Source organism: Synergistaceae bacterium (assembly GCA_017443945.1).
In the GTDB taxonomy this organism is placed as follows: domain Bacteria; phylum Synergistota; class Synergistia; order Synergistales; family Aminobacteriaceae; genus JAFUXM01.
The window spans coordinates 1-17522 of record JAFSXS010000050.1 but is presented as its reverse complement, the minus strand read 5'-3'; the positions used below and the strand labels follow the sequence as shown (position 1 = coordinate 17522).

The 17522-nt window shown below is 41.1% G+C and carries 15 protein-coding genes and 1 rRNA gene; 15 read left to right on the top strand and 1 reads right to left on the bottom strand.

The window, feature by feature from the left end; all coding sequences use genetic code 11:
- Positions 1-3 precede the first annotated feature (3 nt).
- From IJT21_04900 to IJT21_04840, 13 genes are all read left to right on the top strand, one after another.
- Positions 4-1317 (top strand): glycine/betaine/sarcosine/D-proline family reductase selenoprotein B, encoded by a 1314-nt coding sequence (locus IJT21_04900; protein ID MBQ7577593.1) that lies wholly within the window; start codon positions 4-6, stop codon positions 1315-1317.
- A 75-nt stretch (positions 1318-1392) separates the two neighbouring features.
- Positions 1393-2907: a BCCT family transporter gene (locus IJT21_04895; protein MBQ7577592.1), complete on the top strand. Its 1515-nt coding sequence runs from the start codon at positions 1393-1395 to the stop codon at positions 2905-2907.
- Between the two features lie 192 nt (positions 2908-3099).
- A complete protein-coding gene (selA, locus tag IJT21_04890; protein MBQ7577591.1) occupies positions 3100-4455 on the top strand; it encodes an L-seryl-tRNA(Sec) selenium transferase in 1356 nt (451 codons plus the stop codon).
- Entirely contained in the window at positions 4448-6325 is a 1878-nt protein-coding gene (gene selB, locus IJT21_04885; protein ID MBQ7577590.1) for a selenocysteine-specific translation elongation factor, read from the top strand. Before selA ends, selB begins: the two co-directional genes overlap by 8 nt.
- Positions 6309-7370 carry a selenide, water dikinase SelD gene (gene selD, locus IJT21_04880; protein ID MBQ7577589.1) on the top strand — a complete coding sequence of 354 codons (1062 nt, stop codon included), beginning with the start codon at positions 6309-6311 and terminating at the stop codon, positions 7368-7370. Before selB ends, selD begins: the two co-directional genes overlap by 17 nt.
- A 323-nt stretch (positions 7371-7693) precedes the next feature.
- Positions 7694-8896: a thioredoxin-disulfide reductase gene (gene trxB / locus IJT21_04875; protein MBQ7577588.1), complete on the top strand. Its 1203-nt coding sequence runs from the start codon at positions 7694-7696 to the stop codon at positions 8894-8896.
- Between the two features lie 63 nt (positions 8897-8959).
- A complete protein-coding gene (locus IJT21_04870) occupies positions 8960-9946 on the top strand; it encodes a hypothetical protein (GenBank protein MBQ7577587.1) in 987 nt (328 codons plus the stop codon).
- A 37-nt stretch (positions 9947-9983) separates the two neighbouring features.
- On the top strand, positions 9984-11024 hold the full coding sequence (locus IJT21_04865) for an AAA family ATPase (GenBank protein MBQ7577586.1): 1041 nt from the start codon (positions 9984-9986) through the stop codon (positions 11022-11024).
- 43 nt (positions 11025-11067) lie between these two features.
- A complete protein-coding gene (locus IJT21_04860) occupies positions 11068-11625 on the top strand; it encodes a hypothetical protein (protein ID MBQ7577585.1) in 558 nt (185 codons plus the stop codon).
- Positions 11622-12260, top strand: coding sequence for a lipoate--protein ligase family protein (locus IJT21_04855; protein MBQ7577584.1), 639 nt, complete (start codon positions 11622-11624; stop codon positions 12258-12260). Before IJT21_04860 ends, IJT21_04855 begins: the two co-directional genes overlap by 4 nt.
- A gap of 48 nt (positions 12261-12308) precedes the next feature.
- Positions 12309-12689 (top strand): glycine cleavage system protein GcvH, encoded by a 381-nt coding sequence (gene gcvH, locus IJT21_04850; protein MBQ7577583.1) that lies wholly within the window; start codon positions 12309-12311, stop codon positions 12687-12689.
- Entirely contained in the window at positions 12686-13639 is a 954-nt protein-coding gene (locus IJT21_04845; GenBank protein ID MBQ7577582.1) for a radical SAM protein, read from the top strand. Before gcvH ends, IJT21_04845 begins: the two co-directional genes overlap by 4 nt.
- Positions 13640-13728: 89 nt before the next feature.
- Positions 13729-14883 carry a 2-hydroxyacyl-CoA dehydratase gene (locus IJT21_04840; GenBank protein ID MBQ7577581.1) on the top strand — a complete coding sequence of 385 codons (1155 nt, stop codon included), beginning with the start codon at positions 13729-13731 and terminating at the stop codon, positions 14881-14883.
- Here the strand turns inward: IJT21_04840 and IJT21_04835 are convergent.
- The gene (locus IJT21_04835; GenBank protein ID MBQ7577580.1) at positions 14880-15287 is read right to left on the bottom strand and encodes a PaaI family thioesterase; all 408 of its coding nucleotides are present in this window, start codon (positions 15285-15287) and stop codon (positions 14880-14882) included. The genes IJT21_04840 and IJT21_04835 overlap by 4 nt on opposite strands.
- 172 nt (positions 15288-15459) lie before the next feature.
- Between IJT21_04835 and IJT21_04830 the strand changes: the two genes are divergently transcribed.
- Complete coding sequence (locus tag IJT21_04830) at positions 15460-16743, top strand: Glu/Leu/Phe/Val dehydrogenase (protein MBQ7577579.1); 1284 nt, start codon at positions 15460-15462, stop codon at positions 16741-16743.
- A gap of 446 nt (positions 16744-17189) precedes the next feature.
- Positions 17190-17522 (top strand): 16S ribosomal RNA (locus tag IJT21_04825); the annotation flags it as partial.

Below are 17522 nucleotides of genomic sequence, written 5' to 3'. Positions count from 1 at the left end.
AGAATGAAAGCTATTCACTATATAAATCAGTTTTTCGGCCAAATCGGCGGAGAAGATAAAGCAGACCAGACTCCGATTTTTCATGATGGTTTAATCGGCTGCTCTATGATGCTTAATGCGATGGTCAAGCCGGAAATCGAAGTTACGAACACAATCGTTTGCGGCGACAACTATATAACGAATCACACGGAAGAAGCCCTCAAAGAAATTTTTGCGTTCTTGGACACTAAAGAGTTCGGGATATTTTTTGCTGGGCCTGCGTTCATGGCCGGACGTTACGGCGTGGGTTGCGGTATTGTCTGCAAGGCCGTTAAAGAGCGTTATAATGTGCCTGTAATTAGTTCAATGAACGAAGAGAATCCCGGCGTTGAAGAGTATAAATCAGTCGCATACATTTTCAAGGGCGGACGCAAAGCAACTTTCATGAAGCAGGATATTACGCCTATGGCAGCATTTGCTAAGAAAATTGCAAAGGGTGAGGAATTATTACCGGCAGCTCAAGAAGGTTATTTCCCGCGTGGTGTTCGTTCAGAGATTCCCGAGCCAAACGGAGTAATGGCAGCTGATAGAGTTATTGATATGCTCCTGAAGAAAATTAACGGCGAACCCTTCCAGACAGAATTAATTATTCCTGCAATGGAAAAAATTCCGCCTGCAGAACCCGTTAAAGATCTCAGCAAAGCAACAATCGCTCTTGTATCATCAAGCGGAGTCGTTCCCGTTGACAACCCCGACAGAATCCAGAGTGCAAGCGCGCAGAAATGGGGCAAATATGACATCTCCAAACTTGATAATTTACCTGAAGGAGTCTTCAAGACCATTCACGCAGGATTTGACCCCGCAGCAATGTGCGCCGTACCTGATAGAGGCGTGCCCGTTGATGCAATGCGTTATTTCGAGAAGCAGGGCAAAATCGGAAAACTTTATGATTATTTCTATGTAACAGTAGGAACAGGAACAACACAGGCATTTGCGGCCAAGTTCGGAAAGGAAATCGCGCAGGAACTTCACGCAGCAAATGTTGACGCAGTAATATTAACTTCAACCTGAGGCACCTGTACGCGTTGCGGTGCAACGATGGCAAAAGAAATCGAGCGCAGTGGGATTCCTGTTACAGTTATGTGCAACTTAATCGATGTTGCAAAAACTGTCGGAGCTAATAGAATGGTACAAACCGTTTCAGTTCCTTATCCTTTGGGAGATCCTGAACTCAGCAAGGAAGCAGAGTGGCAGTTACGCACAAGCCGTGTAGGAGCAGCACTCGACGCACTTGCTACAAAAGTAGAAGAGCCGACAGTATTTCCGTCAAAGTTTTAAGCGATAATCATGGCCGGGGGCGAGTCAAAACCTCCGGCTTTATTTTGTATACACGCAAAGGAGCTGAAATTTTTAATGTCTGATAACGCAAATAAAAAAAGTAATTCCGTCTATATAATTTCTATCGTAATCACATTCGCAATAGTAGCATGGGGATTATTCCTCCCTGAGAACTTCGGAAATTTCGCTAATTCACTTTTCGGAGGCTTAACAAAATATTTCGGCTGGGGCTATTTATTGACGATGAACAGTTTTGTATTATTCTGCATATGTATGGCCTTCAGCAGATTTAAACACGTGAGACTCGGCAAACCTGAAGACAGACCGGAACACAGTAATATATCATGGTTTGCAATGTTATTTTCTGCGGGAATGGGAGTCGGACTCGTTTTTTATGGAGCTGGCGAACCTTTAATACATTTTGGGAACACACCTTTTGGAGCAGAACCCGGCAGCATTCAGGCAGCAAGAGACGCGATGCAGATTTCATTTTTTCACTGGGGGTTACATCCTTGGGCAGGTTATGCAGTTATAGCTATGCCGATGGCTTATTATCAATTCAGGCGTAATTCTCCAGGTTTAATAAGTTCCTTATTTATTCCGTTAGTGGGTCAGAAGGCTGTTGACGGCTTTTTTGGGAAATTTGTAGACGTTCTTGCAATTTTCGCGACACTTGCCGGGATTACTACATCATTAGGGCTTGGGACTCTGCAATTAAATAGCGGCTTGAATGAAATTATGCACATTGACAAAACTACGATGATTCAAGTTGTGATTATAATTATTCTCGCAGTCTTATATACAGGTTCGGCGGTGCTTGGAATCGACAAGGGCATAAAATTTGTAGCAAATCTGAATTTATTTATATGTCTTCTTTTAATGATGGGATTATTCGTATTAGGGCCTTCACTTCCCATCGTTGAATCTTTAATGACAGGGATCGGCGATTTCACAAGCGGACTCGTCAAAGAAAGTTTCATGATGGCACCTTACGGAGGCAAGTACGCAGACCATCTTAAAAATTGGACGCTTTATTATTGGGCGTGGTGGATTGCGTGGGCACCATTTGTCGGCTCATTTGTTGCGAGAATTTCAAGAGGCCGTACGATTGCGGAATTTGTTGCGGGAGTTCTTATTGTTCCTGCGTTAGGGAGCTTCACGTGGTTTGCAATTTTCGGAACGTCAGCACTTCATTTACAGTTAGTGAAGGGAATCGACATTGCAGCACAGGTTACAAAGGATATTTCAGTTGGAGTCTTCGCGTTATATAAATATTATCCGTTGGGCTTTATTATGTCAGTTATAATGCTAGTGTTGATAACTACATTTTTTGTAACGAGTGCTAATTCAGCTACATTTGTTCTCTCGATGTACTCGAATCACGGCGATTTGAATCCGTCGAAATCAAAAATGGGAGTCTGGGGCGTATTAATGGCCGCTTTAGCGATAGTTTTATTAATGACGGGAGGACTACAGAATTTGCAGACAATTTCATTAACGGCAGCACCTCCTTTTGCTATTATCATGGTGTGTGCGTGCATATCGTTATGGAAATCTCTCAACAAGGACGAGCACGAGGGTAAATTATGATTTAATCTTTTATCTTCTCTCCCCCCTTTGGGGTTGGAAAGGGGGGCGGGGGGGATTGGGTGGGGGTTAGCGGGAAGGCATTTTGTGATTTACGCGCTGAATAAACATGATATGATAATCAAAAATTTTTAGGGGGAGTGTTTCAAAGTGTCCGATAATGGGCAGAGAGAGAAATTAAAAGCTATTCCGTCAATGGATATAATATTAAATTCTGAATGGGTCAAAAAATGGCTGGATTCTCTCGGCAGAATCAGAGTCAAGCGCATAATCAATCAGGAATTATCACTAATTAGACAAAAAATTTTGCACGATGAAGAATTTATTTTCTCGTTTGACTCATTTAAGGACTCTTGCGTAAATTCGTTTGCCTCTGCACTGACTCCCAGTTTAAAGCGCGTAATCAATGCTGCAGGCGTAATAATTCATACAAATTTAGGCCGTTCATTAATTGCACATGAAGCAGTAAAATCTATGTCCGAAATCGCGTCAAGTTATTCAAATTTAGAATATGACCTGAAACAAGGTGCACGGGGTCAGAGAAATTCTCACGTTGAAGAGCTTTTATGCGCATTGACCGGAGCAGAGTCGGCACTCGTCGTAAATAATAATGCCGGGGCTGTCCTTCTTGCATTGAGCGCACTAGCAAAAAATTTTGATGTCATAGTCTCACGCGGAGAACTCGTCGAAATAGGCGGCTCATTTAGAATCCCTGATATTATGCAGTTAAGCGGCGCAAATTTAATCGAGACAGGAACAACAAATCGCACTCATTTATTTGACTACGAACGCGCAATCACTGACAACACAAAAATGTTATTGAAGGTTCACCCGTCAAATTTCAGGATAGAGGGATTTACTACAGCTCCCGAACGCAAAGAACTCGCAAAACTTGCACACGAGAAAAATTTAATCTTCATGGAAGATGCCGGAAGCGGGTTAATGCTTGATTCTGAAATAATAAATCTTCCTGCCAACAGCGGCGAAATAAGCATTAAATCATGTCTCGAACAGGGCGCAGATCTCGTAACATTTTCAGGCGATAAAATTTTAGGCGGACCACAAATCGGCGGCATTGTCGGAAAAAAGAATCTCGTTGACAAGCTCAAGAAATATCCTTTAGCGCGCGCATTAAGAGTCGATAAAGTTACGTTAGCAGGCTTTGAGTCAACTATGAGGCTTTATTCACGCGGATTATATGATGAGATTCCTACGTTGAAAATGTTGCGTTTGACTCCTGAATTTATGCGTGCAAGGGCTGACTCTCTCGCTGAAAGATTAGCGCAAAAAATTTCTGCAAATGTAAGAGTCATAGAAATCGAAGACGCTGCGGGCGGTGGGTCATGTCCTGAAATAAAATTATCCGGCTATGGAGTCGCAGTAAAGCATAAAAATTTTTCAGCCGGTTATATTCAAAAATTGCTGCGTGGTCTTGAAGTGCCGATTTTGTGCGGTGCCCGTGATGATGAGCTTGTCTTACACGTCAGAACATTGCAGGAAGGCGACGAGGAAATAATTATTAACTCGCTTGAAGGTGTATTAAATGTCTGAAATCTCACTTGTAATCGGTACAGCAGGCCACATAGATCACGGCAAGACAGCATTAATTAACGCACTGACCGGAATAAATTGCGATAGATTAATCGAGGAAAAGCGCCGGGGAATCACAATAGAATTAGGCTTTGCACCGTTGAAGCTCGATGACGGGCGAGTCATAAGCGTTATAGACGTTCCAGGCCATGAAAAATTTATACGTCAAATGGTGGCTGGTGCGTCGGGAATTGATGCGGCTCTGCTCGTTGTTGCTGCTGATGAAAGTATTATGCCTCAGACCCGCGAGCATTTAGCAATCATGGAGTTACTTGGCGTTCATGATGGTTTGATAGCTGTTACGAAAATTGACAGGATTCAAGACGAGCCCGGAATGTTAGATTTAGTTCTTGATGATGTTCGGGAATTTGTGCGCGGGACATTTTTAGAGAATAAAGCAATAGTACCAGTTTCGAGCATAACGGGTGAAAATCTTGACTCATTGCGTGAAGAAATAAAATCGTTAATTAACCGCGTAAAACCTAGACCACGAACAGGAGCTTTTTTCCTGCCGGTTGATAGAGCATTTGTCATATCAGGTTTCGGAACTGTTATAACTGGGACTGCTTATCACGGAACAGCAAAGCCCGGCGATAAAATCGAAGTCTTACCTTCCGGATGTGAAGGCCGAGTCAGAACTCTTCAAGTTCACGGACAAAATGTTAATGAAGCCTTTGCAGGTCAACGGGTCGCAGCTAACTTGGCCGGGATTGACATAGACGAAATTACGCGCGGAGATGTCGTCTGTCAAAAAAGTATATTCAAGCCGACTAAATGTTTTGAAGCGGTCTTAAAAATTTTAGACTCAGTGAAGGAGCCTTTAAAGCATTGGCAGCGAGTTCATATTTGTACGGGAACTTCTGAAGTGTTAGCGCGAGTCTCTTTATTGAACGCAAAGCAGATAGAACCGGGAGACTCTCAGCCCGCGCAGTTAGTTCTTGAAGAGCCTATTGTCTGTACGTTCGCACAAAGATTTATAATGCGCTTTTACAGCCCGTTAATAACGATAGGAGGCGGAGAAATAATTTATCCGTACTCTTACAAGCCCAGAGGAGCAGCACCCAGAGCAAAAATTTTGAATCGCATAAATAATTTAATCGCGGCCAAGAATGACCAAGCAAAAAGGTTAGAATACTTGATTAACGAGTCCGGCAGCATTGATAAAATTAGTGCAGTGCAAATGATTCAAGACATACCCGCAAATCTTGAGAAAATCGCGAAAAATTTAATTGATTCAGGAAAAATTATCGAGCTTGACAATAATTATTTATCGCCGAAATATTGCAGTGAATTACTAGACTCGTTAATAAATTCTGTGAAGGACTATCATAAACATTTTTCTTCTGAGTCTGGTATGCCGTTAGAGAGCGCAAATTTTTCACGGGCGTTAATAAATCTTGCTGTCGAGAAAAAATTAATCGTTCTTGACAATAATAAATTGCGTACTCCTGATTTTGTGCCGGAAAATGATGAGGCTTTCACTCGCAATAAAGAATTAATCACTAAAATTTGCATGACTCATAAATGGCAGTTAATCACTATTGACGAACTCAAGCGCGAAATAAATTTACCTGACAAGACTTTCACGAAATTAATTCAGGCAATGAGAAATAAAGGCGAGCTTGCGTTGATTCCTGAAGGTTATGTATTGATTGCTGATTTAGAGAAGGAGTTACGCGGGATTATAAAAACTTTTGGCGAAAAATTTACGTTAGCACAAGTAAGAGACGCAACCGGAAGCACAAGAAAATTTATTTTGCCCATTCTTGAATATTTTGACTCTAAGGGCTTTACTCGCAGGGCAGGTGATTATCGTGTCGTGCTGTTATGATAATAGCCAGCTCGGAAAAAAGCGACTCACTGAATTATCGCATTCAAGCGGGTGAGCAGCGAAAATAGGTCCGGCGGATCTACAAAAAGTTTTGTCAGGAATCCCGCAAGTTTACGGCGATAGAGTCTTAGCTTCATGGAACGGCAACGAGGACGCAGCAATTTTCGAAATTGACTCTAACCGGCTCGGCATTCTCACAATAGATTTTATAACGCCCGTAGTAGATGACGCTTTTACATGGGGACAGATAGCGGCTGCAAATTCAATCAGCGACGTTTTTGCGATGGGAGGCCGTCCGATTGTTGCGTTAAATGTCGTCTGCTTCCCGACAAAATATTTAGAGATTGAAGTCTTGAGCAAAATTTTAGAGGGAGGCTTTGACCGCGTTCGTTCGGCGGGGGCTTTCTTGGTTGGAGGTCATAGCGTGCAGGATGATGAACCTAAATACGGACTTGTTGTTTATGGTGAAGTCGAGAAAAATAAATTATGGCGCACAACAGGAGCTAAACCGGGCGACAAATTGATTTTGACAAAGCAATTAGGCACAGGAATAGCAATAACGGCCATAAAAGCTGACATGATCGAGAATGAATTAACGCGCACTCACGCCGAGTCAAGCATGAAGAAATTAAATATGTTGAATCTGCCCGACGACCTGCACAAAAATATTCACGCTGCTACTGATGTTACGGGATTCGGCTTGGCTGGTCATTTAGCTGACATGTTAGGCGAAAATATTGACTGTGATTTATTTGTTGAGAAATTACCGGCTATTCCTGGCGTTAAAGATCTTGCAGATATGGGACTCGTTCCTGAAGGCGCATACAGGAATCAGGCAGCATTTGAAAAATTTATAAATGGTTATGACTGCGCACGCTCGGACTTGGATTTGATATTTGACGCTCAGACATCGGGAGGTTTGTTGCTCGCAGTGAGTGATGACAAAGCAAATGAATTATTGACTCACGTTAAAAATATCGGCTTTGAACACGCACAAATTATCGGAGAGTTTAAGGCCGGTGCAGGGAAAATTAATTTGCAGTAATATGTTATTGCACGACTTCCGGGCGGGGAGGGGGTTCGGGGGAACGGGTTTTAGGGGTGCCCCGAGTGCAGGAAAAAATTTTTTACAAGTACTAAAGTGTAGCTGTTATAGTAATTAGCGTAATATATAAATTATAATGTTAGGCTAATAATTGCGAGGGGGTTTATCGCGCGAATATCGTTCGTTCTTCCCACCCGCCCACCCGGATTCAAGGGGTAGCGCGAACAACGAAAAAATTTATAGCTGATATAAAATTGTAGTTAGAGTCATTTATTTATGACATAGCTAATAAAAATTTTTAGGAAGGAAGTATTAATTAACAAATGGAGAAACACGAACTAGTTATCATCGGAGCAGGCCCCGCAGGTATGAGCGCAGCAATTTACGGAAGACGCGCCGGACTTGATGTATTAGTCCTTGAGAAAGCTGCAACAGGCGGACAAATTAATATTACTGACGAAATAGAAAATTATCCCGGTGTAGCTCATGCAACAGGCCCGGAACTCGGCGACTTACTCAAGAATCACGCGCTAAAGTTTAATACTGAGATTCGCATGGTAGATGACAGCAAAGTCGAATTACGCGGCGACAAAAAAGTTATCATCACTCATAAGAGCGGCCAGGCAAACGAAATCGAAGCAGAAGCAGTTATCGTCGCAACCGGCGCACACTTTAAGAGACTCGGCTGTGAAGGTGAAGCAGAGCATATCGGCCAAGGCGTTAGTTTCTGTGCAGTTTGTGACGGGGCATTCTTTGAAGATTTAGAAGTCGCTGTCGTCGGAGGCGGTAACACAGCAGTTGAAGAAGGCGGCTATCTCACAAAATTTGCGTCAAAAGTTTATATCATTCATAGGCGCGACGAGTTCAGAGCAGACCGGGCAGCAATCGCACAAGCACTCGCAAATCCCAAAATCGAACCCGTTTATAATACCGTCGTCGAAAAAATTGAGGGCGATGGAATGGTCGAGAATCTCGTATTAAAGAATGTCAAAACCGGCGAAATTTCAAATCTTGCAGTCTCCGGAGTCTTTATGTTCGTAGGTCAGGAACCCGACGACGAATGCGTTAGAGGTCTCGTAAAGGCTGAACGAGGCGGATGGATCATCACAAACGATCATATGGAAACATCAGTTGAAGGAATCTTTGCGGCCGGTGATGTCAGAAGCAAATATTTACGTCAAGTCATTACAGCAGCAGCAGACGGAGCAGTCGCAGCTATGGCGGCATCTTCATATATTAATGAGCAGTTGCACTTAAAAGCTACGTTGTTAGAGCCTGAAGAGGTCAAAGCATTTTTCTATTCGAGCATTGACGAATCACAGGTGAAATTGTCTAACGTTGTCGAACAGTCAGCAAAGGCAAAGGGCGTTAAGATTCCTGTTATTGACGGCTACAGAAATGCGCGCATGACTGAAAAATTAGGGCTTTCCGGAAAATTGCCGGCGTTTGCAGTGCTTAAAAGCGGTGTCGTCTCTGATGTATGCGAAATTAAATCAGCTGACGATATAGAAAAGGTTTTAGCGTAAAATTTTTGCGGGGGAGTCGTTCATGATTTCCCCGTTTTTATTATGATTATGGAAAATTTATTATTGTTGTTCACTCGCGATTTGCCGTGCTGGGACGAGGAGACTGTAACACTTGCAGGAGAGAATCCGGACTCGTTGAAAATTTTATGTGAATCAGGCGATTTAGCGCGAATTAATAATATTTACGTGCTTACGGAAAAGGGCATTAATACACGCGAACAGGCCGCAAAAGATTTATATTTGCCTCTCACGCCTTCAGGAGAAATAATAACGAGTGAGTCAAAAGCTCGCGAAATGTTAAATTTGAATCTCATGGCTCAATTAATGGATCGCGCATTTCTCACGGACTGGGGCATTAAAGAAATTACGACGCGCGAAAATTTTCCGATTATGCCGTGTCTTGCTGATGATAAATATTTTAAGTTCGACGGTGAACAAGTAAAAGCTATCTGGCCGGAGTCAAACGAGATAAAAAAATTTCTTGCAGATTTCCCTAATTCAGGAGTCAGCGCGAGAAAATTTCAAGCTCCCGGACAAACGAGTCTTGATGAATGGGCAAAAGCTAATAATTTGTGCTACGGAAATTTATGCGTTGATTTTGTTTTGCGTGCCAGGGCAGATTTCAATCACTACAAGAATTACCCGCAATTAGAATCTGATAAATATAAATTTCTTGACGCTGATAGATTGTTTGTGCAAAAATTTTCGGGCGATTATGAGAGTCTGCTAATATTTATAGGCAAGCTGCATATTTTCATGACGGAACAGCGCAGAATTTTTCTCCCCGGCTGGTTTGACATCGACCACGACGAGAACGAAGACTGGAATCTATTAGCATTTATCACTGACACAGAAAATGAGCTTGAAAATTTGACTCTGACTCTGCGCAAGTTCGGCCATGAATTAATTAATCCCGTGAATCCGTTATTTATTCTAGGTTCGAGCATTGAGAGACTCAAGAATCAGCACGCACAAAAACGCACAATTTATGACTGGTTTCAGGAGGAGACAGTAAGAATCATGCGCCCCGATGCACCCGACGGAGAATAATTCAGAAAACTTTATATCAGAGGGAGAATAAAATTTTATGAAGAGAATAGCTATATTTAATCACAAGGGCGGAGTCTCCAAGACTACAACGACATTTAATTTAGGCTCAGCACTGGCAAAGAAAAATAAAATTGTCCTTCTCGTAGATACCGACGCACAGTGCAATTTGACATTATATGCTATGGGATATGACAATTACGAAAAATTTTGCGAGGAAGAAAATAGAAATAATATCTATGACTGTCTCTTACCTGCTTATAAGTCCCAGCCTCGTTTAATAGAAGCCGCAGATTGTTATCAAGCCGGGAAAAATCTTTATTTGCTGCCCGGTAATTTAGATTTTACAGAAAATGAAGTCCAGCTTGGAATAGCAATGCAGTTATCAAGCAGCGCATTAACTTCAATGCAGAATTTGCCCGGAGCATTAAATTACTTAGTCGAGCAGACCTGCAATAAATACAATATCGATTACGTTTTATTTGACATGAATCCCAGTTTAAGCGCGATTAATAAAGACGTTTTGTTGACATCGGATTATTTTATCGTGCCTACTTCACCTGATTATTTCTCGATTATGGCAATAAGATCTTTATCTCGTGTTTTGCCGTCGTGGGAACGCTGGGCAGTGGAAGCTAGAACAATTTTTAACAACGCAGAATATAAATTATCATCCGTTACTCCTAAATTTTTGGGCTATACTGTCAACGATTTTAATTTAACGCGCGGAAATCCGCAAAAATCGTTTCAGGCATTTATTGACAGAATCGCTGACGAAATAAATAAATCGCTCATTCCTGCATTATCGCAAGCAAATATGTTATTATCACGGGAAAAATATTCTACAGCTTACGAGAATATGCGCGCAAAATTCAAGAATGACAACGTAAATTATAGTAATGAATATTGCCTCGCTCAAATTTCAAATTTTAACAAGTTAATTGCAATATCCAACGAGCAGGGAATACCAGTTTTTGATATTACTCTTAACTCCGCAACTGAAGGCCAGCGAAGGACATTAAATTGGTTCAAGCTGCTTTATAATTCACTAGCTGATAGAATAATTGAATTAACGCAATAAAATGAATATGATCCGCAAAAAAATTTTCGAGCGTAATATAAACATGATTAATGACGGTCTATTAATATGCTCATACATTGAAGACAACGCAAAAAATTTAGATGCCGGCGTGTTGCTGCGGTCGTTGTTCTCGATGATTCTTAGCGCGTTTGATACATATCTTCATGGAATACTAGAGGATAATATAATTTCTAACACTTTTGATATTTCACCGGATTTGACGAACGATTTTGACGTAAATTTATCTGATGTCAAGAAAATATTAAACGAGCCTGATATAAATTCGAGACAGGAAATTTTACGCGCTCACGTGAGAAAACGTCTGGAAAAATACTCATTTCAAGCGCCTAGTACCATAGATTTTGTCATGAATCAGTTTGCAATAAAAAATTTCTGGAGCAAAGCATCACCGATCATAAATATAAAATCTGAAGACTTGAAAAATATGCTCGCTCTTTACGTGAGAAGGCGCAATAAAATATCTCACGAGTCAGACTGGAATCCCGCAATAATGGCCTATGACAATATAAGCATAAAAGATGTTGAAGAGTGCAGGGACTTCATTATAAAACTTGTAGGCATAATAGAGCAGCTGACATGAAGAATAATCCGGCGTTTAATTTAGCTTATGAAGAATATTTATTCACTCTTGGCCGTGAGTGCTTTTTTCTGTGGCAGAATGAACCCGCAGTAATTCTCGGCAGATTCACTAATATTGACGAGGTAAATATAAATTTTGTGCGCGAGAATAATATTAAAATCGTTCGGCGAAATTCCGGCGGAGGCGCAGTCTATCACGATTTAGGAAATATAAATTACAGCTTTATCCTGCATGACAAGAAAAATTATTCTCTCAAGTTCTTTGCTGGCGTGATAATAAATGCGCTTTCTAAAATCGGCGTTAATGGCGTGCTGACATTTAATCATAATGATTTACTCGTGAATGATTATAAATTTTCGGGAATGGCACAATATCGCAGGAATAATATTTTACTTCATCACGGGACATTATTATTTGACTCGGACTTGAGCATTATACAAAAAGTTTTAAGGCGTTCGGGGAAAGTTGCGAATCTGAAAAATTTTTTGACCCGCGATATAAATATTCAGGAATTTATGACACTTTTGCGCGAAAATATAAATTTCCCGTGCGGACTCCCTGAGATTAATTATAGTCCAGTGAAAAAATTAATGCTCGATAAATATTTAAATCCTGACTGGAATAATAAAATTTAACTTGTGCGCCGTAATGTTGATAAAATTATATAAAAGGAGAATATAATCATGATAGAATTCAAGAATAATTTGTTATACACGAAAAATAACGAATGGACAGAAAAAATAAATGATATTGTCCGAGTCGGAATTGATGACTACTCGCAAAAATCTTTAGGCGACATTGTTTACGTTGAAATTTGTCCGGTCAACACGCGTTTAAAAGCTGGGGACTCGTTTGGCTCAATCGAAGCTACTAAATCAGTGAGTGAAATAATTTCTCCTGTGTCGGGCGTTGTCGTGAAAGTTAATGACGCAATTAAAGAATCTCCCGCAATTGTCAATATTGACCCGTTCGGCGATGGCTGGCTGATAGAAATTAAACCCGATGATATTTCAGAACTTGATAATTTAATGAACGTCGGCGAGTACAAAAAATTTTTATCATGACTCAAAATCGAATACAGCAAATTAACGCACTCAAACGCGAAATTTACGGCGAATACGGATTTTATTATTATGTCCCTATGGCGGAGGCTTATACTATACAGATTCCCGTTACAATAAGCTGCAGTTACAATAAATGTTTGTATTGCGACCTGAATCAGCACAAAAAATTTCGGGAGCTTTCACTTGATGAGATCGAGTCAAATATCAAAAAATTGCGCGTTATCCATGATGAAAAAATTGACTCGGCCAAGAGATTTTTATTAGCTGGGGGCAATCCTTTTGTGTTGAAGCCTGATAAATTGCTGCAAATTGCAACTATGATCAAATCAAATTTTCCGGAAGTAGAATATATTTCAAGTTTCGCGCGTTCAGACGACATAACAGGCAAGACTCAAGACGAGCTAAAAATTTTGCATGACTCCGGCTTTGATAGATTATGTATAGGCATTGAGTCAGGTTCCGACGAAGTATTAAATTTTCACAATAAGGGCGTAACCAGCGCACAAAATCTACAGGCCATGAAAATGCTTGACGATGCAAATATAAAATATTCGTGTTATATAATGCTGGGTCTTGGCGGGCTTGACATGTCAGAGAGTCATATTAGCGGAACTATAAATTTATTGAATCAAGCTAACCCCTTTCAATTAACAGTTGTAACGCTCGTATTATTTAAGGGCGCGCGGTTGGTAGAAAAAGTCAGGAATCACGAATTTCACAGAATGCCCCCTTTTGAAGCTCTCAAAGAAGGCCGGGAAATTTTATCGCAATTAAATATTTCAACGATCTGGGACGCGACTCACAAGACTAATTTATTTCCCATCAAGGGCAGAATCCCATTACACCGCGAAAAATTATTAAATCGCATAGACTCGGCCATTAGCGAAATAGAGTCAGGAGATCTCAAGCAATACGAGCTAAAACGGTGGTCAAGCTGGGGCATTGAGTAAGAAATATTATTATTTTATTCATTATTGCAAGTTTTGTGATTCCCATTTACGATTTAAGCAATAATCTTTAACGAGGGGGAAAAAATTTTATGCTTTCACTACCGAAAAATTTCGAGACTTTCAACGATGCCCGCAAAAAATCTTTTATGAGTCTTTATGAGGCCAAACAGAGCGGGAAAAAAGTTATCGGCTGCTTCTGTTCGTACACTCCTTTAGAAATTATCAATGCTGCCGGAGCTATCTCTGTAGGTCTATGCGGTAAAAGCGAGCAGGGAATCCCAGAAGCTGAGACGAGACTCCCAAAAACTTTATGCCCGTTAATCAAAGCTAGTTACGGAATGGCTATAAGCGATCAATGCCCGTTTTTCTATTTTTCTGACGGGATATTGGCCGAGACTACCTGCGACGGCAAAAAGAAAATGTATGAGCTAATGAGCTTGATTAAACCCGTTCACGTTATGAATCTGCCGCAGGGACGCGATCAAGAATTAGCGTTAGAGTCTTGGACTGCCGAAATTAAACGTGCTGCAAGATTCCTCGAAAAATTATTTGACGTTACTATCACTCCCGAAAAATTGCATGAAGCTATTGTTTACCGCAATAAATTACGCCGTGCAATAGTAGATTTGTACGAGGTCGCAAAAATTAAGCCTTCTCCCGTGTCAGGTTATGAATTAAGCACAGTCGCAGAGAGCATAGACTTTCATTTTACTGATGATGACTTAATCGAGAAAGTTAAGAGAATCACCCGCGAATTTAGAGAACGAGTCCGCGAAAATGCAGATAACCGCCCAAGAGTCTTAATTACAGGCTGTCCTAATGCAGGAGTGCGCGATAAAGTCATAAAGCGTCTTGAGGAACTCGGAGCCGATTACGTTTGCGCCGATAACTGTGCAGGGCCGAGAACGCAAAAATTTCTTGTCGACGAGAATAATAACGACCCTTATAAAGCACTTGCCGAACGTTACTTGAAGATTAACTGCTCAGTCATGAGTCCTAATAATGCGCGCTTTGATGACATAAAATCTCTCGTAAATGAATATCAAGTCAACGGCGTTATAGAAATAATTTTGCAGGGGTGCCACACTTTCGCGGTTGAAGCATATAACACTATGCAAATTGCGCAAAATGATTTAAAGCTGCCGTATTTGAGGCTTGATACAGATTTCTCGACAACTGACAGCGGCCAAATCGAAACAAGACTCGGCGCATTCATAGAAATTATGAACGACTCAGCAGCTTAACTGTCAAGATTAAGAAACACGAATTTAAATCGGCAGAGGTCTAACCCTTTTTCATTTACTATATCAGCGTCAATATAATGGATTCTTCTGCCGGCTTTTCTCACTTTTGCGGTACAGATTAATTTTTGCGCGTCCCTCGAACCTCGTAAATAATCAACATGGCCGTTTACTGTTACGCCGTTCCCTCCTGCACTGATAAAAGCTAATCCAGATGTATCGTCCGCCATAGTGAATAACACTCCGCCATATGGTATGCCGTAAGGGTTAAAATGTTCTTCCTGTAAATCAAGCTCACTAATTGCGAGGCCGTCTTCGATTTTCACGATTCTAAAGCCTGTTTTGCATTCTATGTCGTCCCTGAGAGTCTTTAATGCGTCATGATTTATTTTTGCTGCTTCTGTCATTCTCAACGCTCCAGTAAAAATTTTATGAACGCTCAAGATTGTATCATATAAGCTAACAAAAAATGTATCTGCACAACTCAAAATTTGACAAAATAAATTTCGGCGCGTAAAATCTGCAACCGTTTTGAGAAAAAATTTTAAATTGTCTAACTATTTGAAGGTGTTTATTGTAATGACAGAAAGAAGAAGATCCACGAATTTATTACTTGATACGGCGTTACGCGATTTCTACGCAGCAGCCGACGAAATGCATTTAAGCGAAAGTTTAATATCAATGTTAAGTTATTCCGAACGAAGACTCGATGTCTCTGTACCGGTTGAAATGGAAGACGGCAGCGTTCAAGTTTTCAAAGGATATAGAATCCAGCACTCTACAGCTTTGGGGCCGTCAAAAGGCGGTATACGTTATGCTCTTGATGTAAGCGGCGACGAATGCGAAGGGCTTGCAATGATTATGACTTGGAAATGTTCACTTGCGGGCATTCCTTACGGCGGAGGCAAGGGCGGAATTTGCTGCGATCCTACGAAATTAACACGTCGCGAGAAAGAAAGAATGTCGAGAACCTTCGGCGCGAGAATTGCTCCCATTATCGGACGTTGGAGCGATATTCCAGCACCTGACATGTATACAGGCGGCCAAGAAATGGTCTGGATCATGGACACAATTTGCAAAATGCTCGGACACTTTGAACCCGCAATGTTGACAGGAAAACCGATCGATTACTGGGGCGCTAAAGGACGTACAGAAGCAACCGGGCGAGGCTTGGCGGCTTGTGCATTCGAGTTAATGCGCTTGAAAGGACTTGACCCCGAAAAATTAAAAATTTCTGTTCACGGTTTCGGCAATGTCGCAAGCTATGCAGCAAAATTTTTACAGGAAGCAGGCTCAACAATCGTAGCAATCAGTGATACAACAGGAACTTATTACAATCCTAAGGGCATTAACATTGCTAAAGCGTTTGAGTACGTCAATAGAGATCCTCAGCAAAGAGGCCGCAAACTTGAAGGCTTTGAGTCAGAAGGCTGCGAGAAATTAGGCGTAAATGATGCAATTTTACTTGATTGCGATTTCCTGTTACCTTGTGCGCTTCAGGGTGTTATTAATCAGGACACAGCAAGCAAAGTCAAAGCAAAATATATTCTTGAGGGCGCAAATAGTCCGACGACTCCAGAGGGCGAAGAGATTTTGAAAGATGCGGGCGTTATTGTTGTTCCTGACTTTTTAGCGAACTCCGGCGGTGTTATCGGTTCTTATTTCGAGTGGGCTCAAAATTTGCAGGGATTCTCATGGACAGAGGCGGAATACAACGAGAGACTCGTTAATCTCATGAAAGAAAATTTCAATCGTGTATGGGATTATGCGCAGGACAAAAAAGTTACTATGAGGCGTTCAGCTTATATAGCAGCGATAAAACGAGTCGCAGATATTGTCGCACTTAGAGGCGTTTATCTATAAAAATTATTTGTCGAGTATCCTTATAATAATAAATTATCTTCCGTGATTAATTTCGCGGGAGATTTTTTTTGCGCAAAAATTTTGTGTGCGAATTTTGTTGCGTTAATAAATTTTTTTTCTTTGTGAGTCTTTGTGTGTGCTGAAAAATTTGCAAGTTTTTATATTAGTAAAAGTATTAGTAAAAATTTTTTCTTGGGATTCTTTGCTTGAATGAACGATAATTATTATACAACAAAAAATTAATAATAGAACTAGTTGCAGCAATGAATTATAAATTTTTTTGCGATAAATCAAAATTAGGGCTTGCAAAATAAAAATAAGCGTGTATAATTTCTTCTTGTCGTTCGGCGATAGGTCGAGACGATGAAACAAAAAAGTTTATTGACAAGTTAATACAGCGTGTAATAATCAAGCGAAGTATAAGTAATAGCTAGAAATCAAACAAAATAACTGAGAGTTTGATCCTGGCTCAGGATAAACGCTGGCGGCGTGCGTAACACATGCAAGTTGAGCGACGGAGTTGGAAACTGGAGACAGCGGAAGACTTACGGAGCAGCGGACTGGTGAGTAAAATATGAGAAGCTGTCCTTCAGAGGGGGACAACGTTTGGAAACGAACGCTAATACCCCGTAGGCCTTCGGGTTAAAGCAGCAATGCGCTGGAGGAGGTGCTCGTAACCTATCAACTAGATGGCGGGGTAACGGCCCACCATGGTAACGACGGGTAGCCGGCCTGAGAGGGTGTCCGGCCACACTGGGACTGAGATACGGCCCAGACTC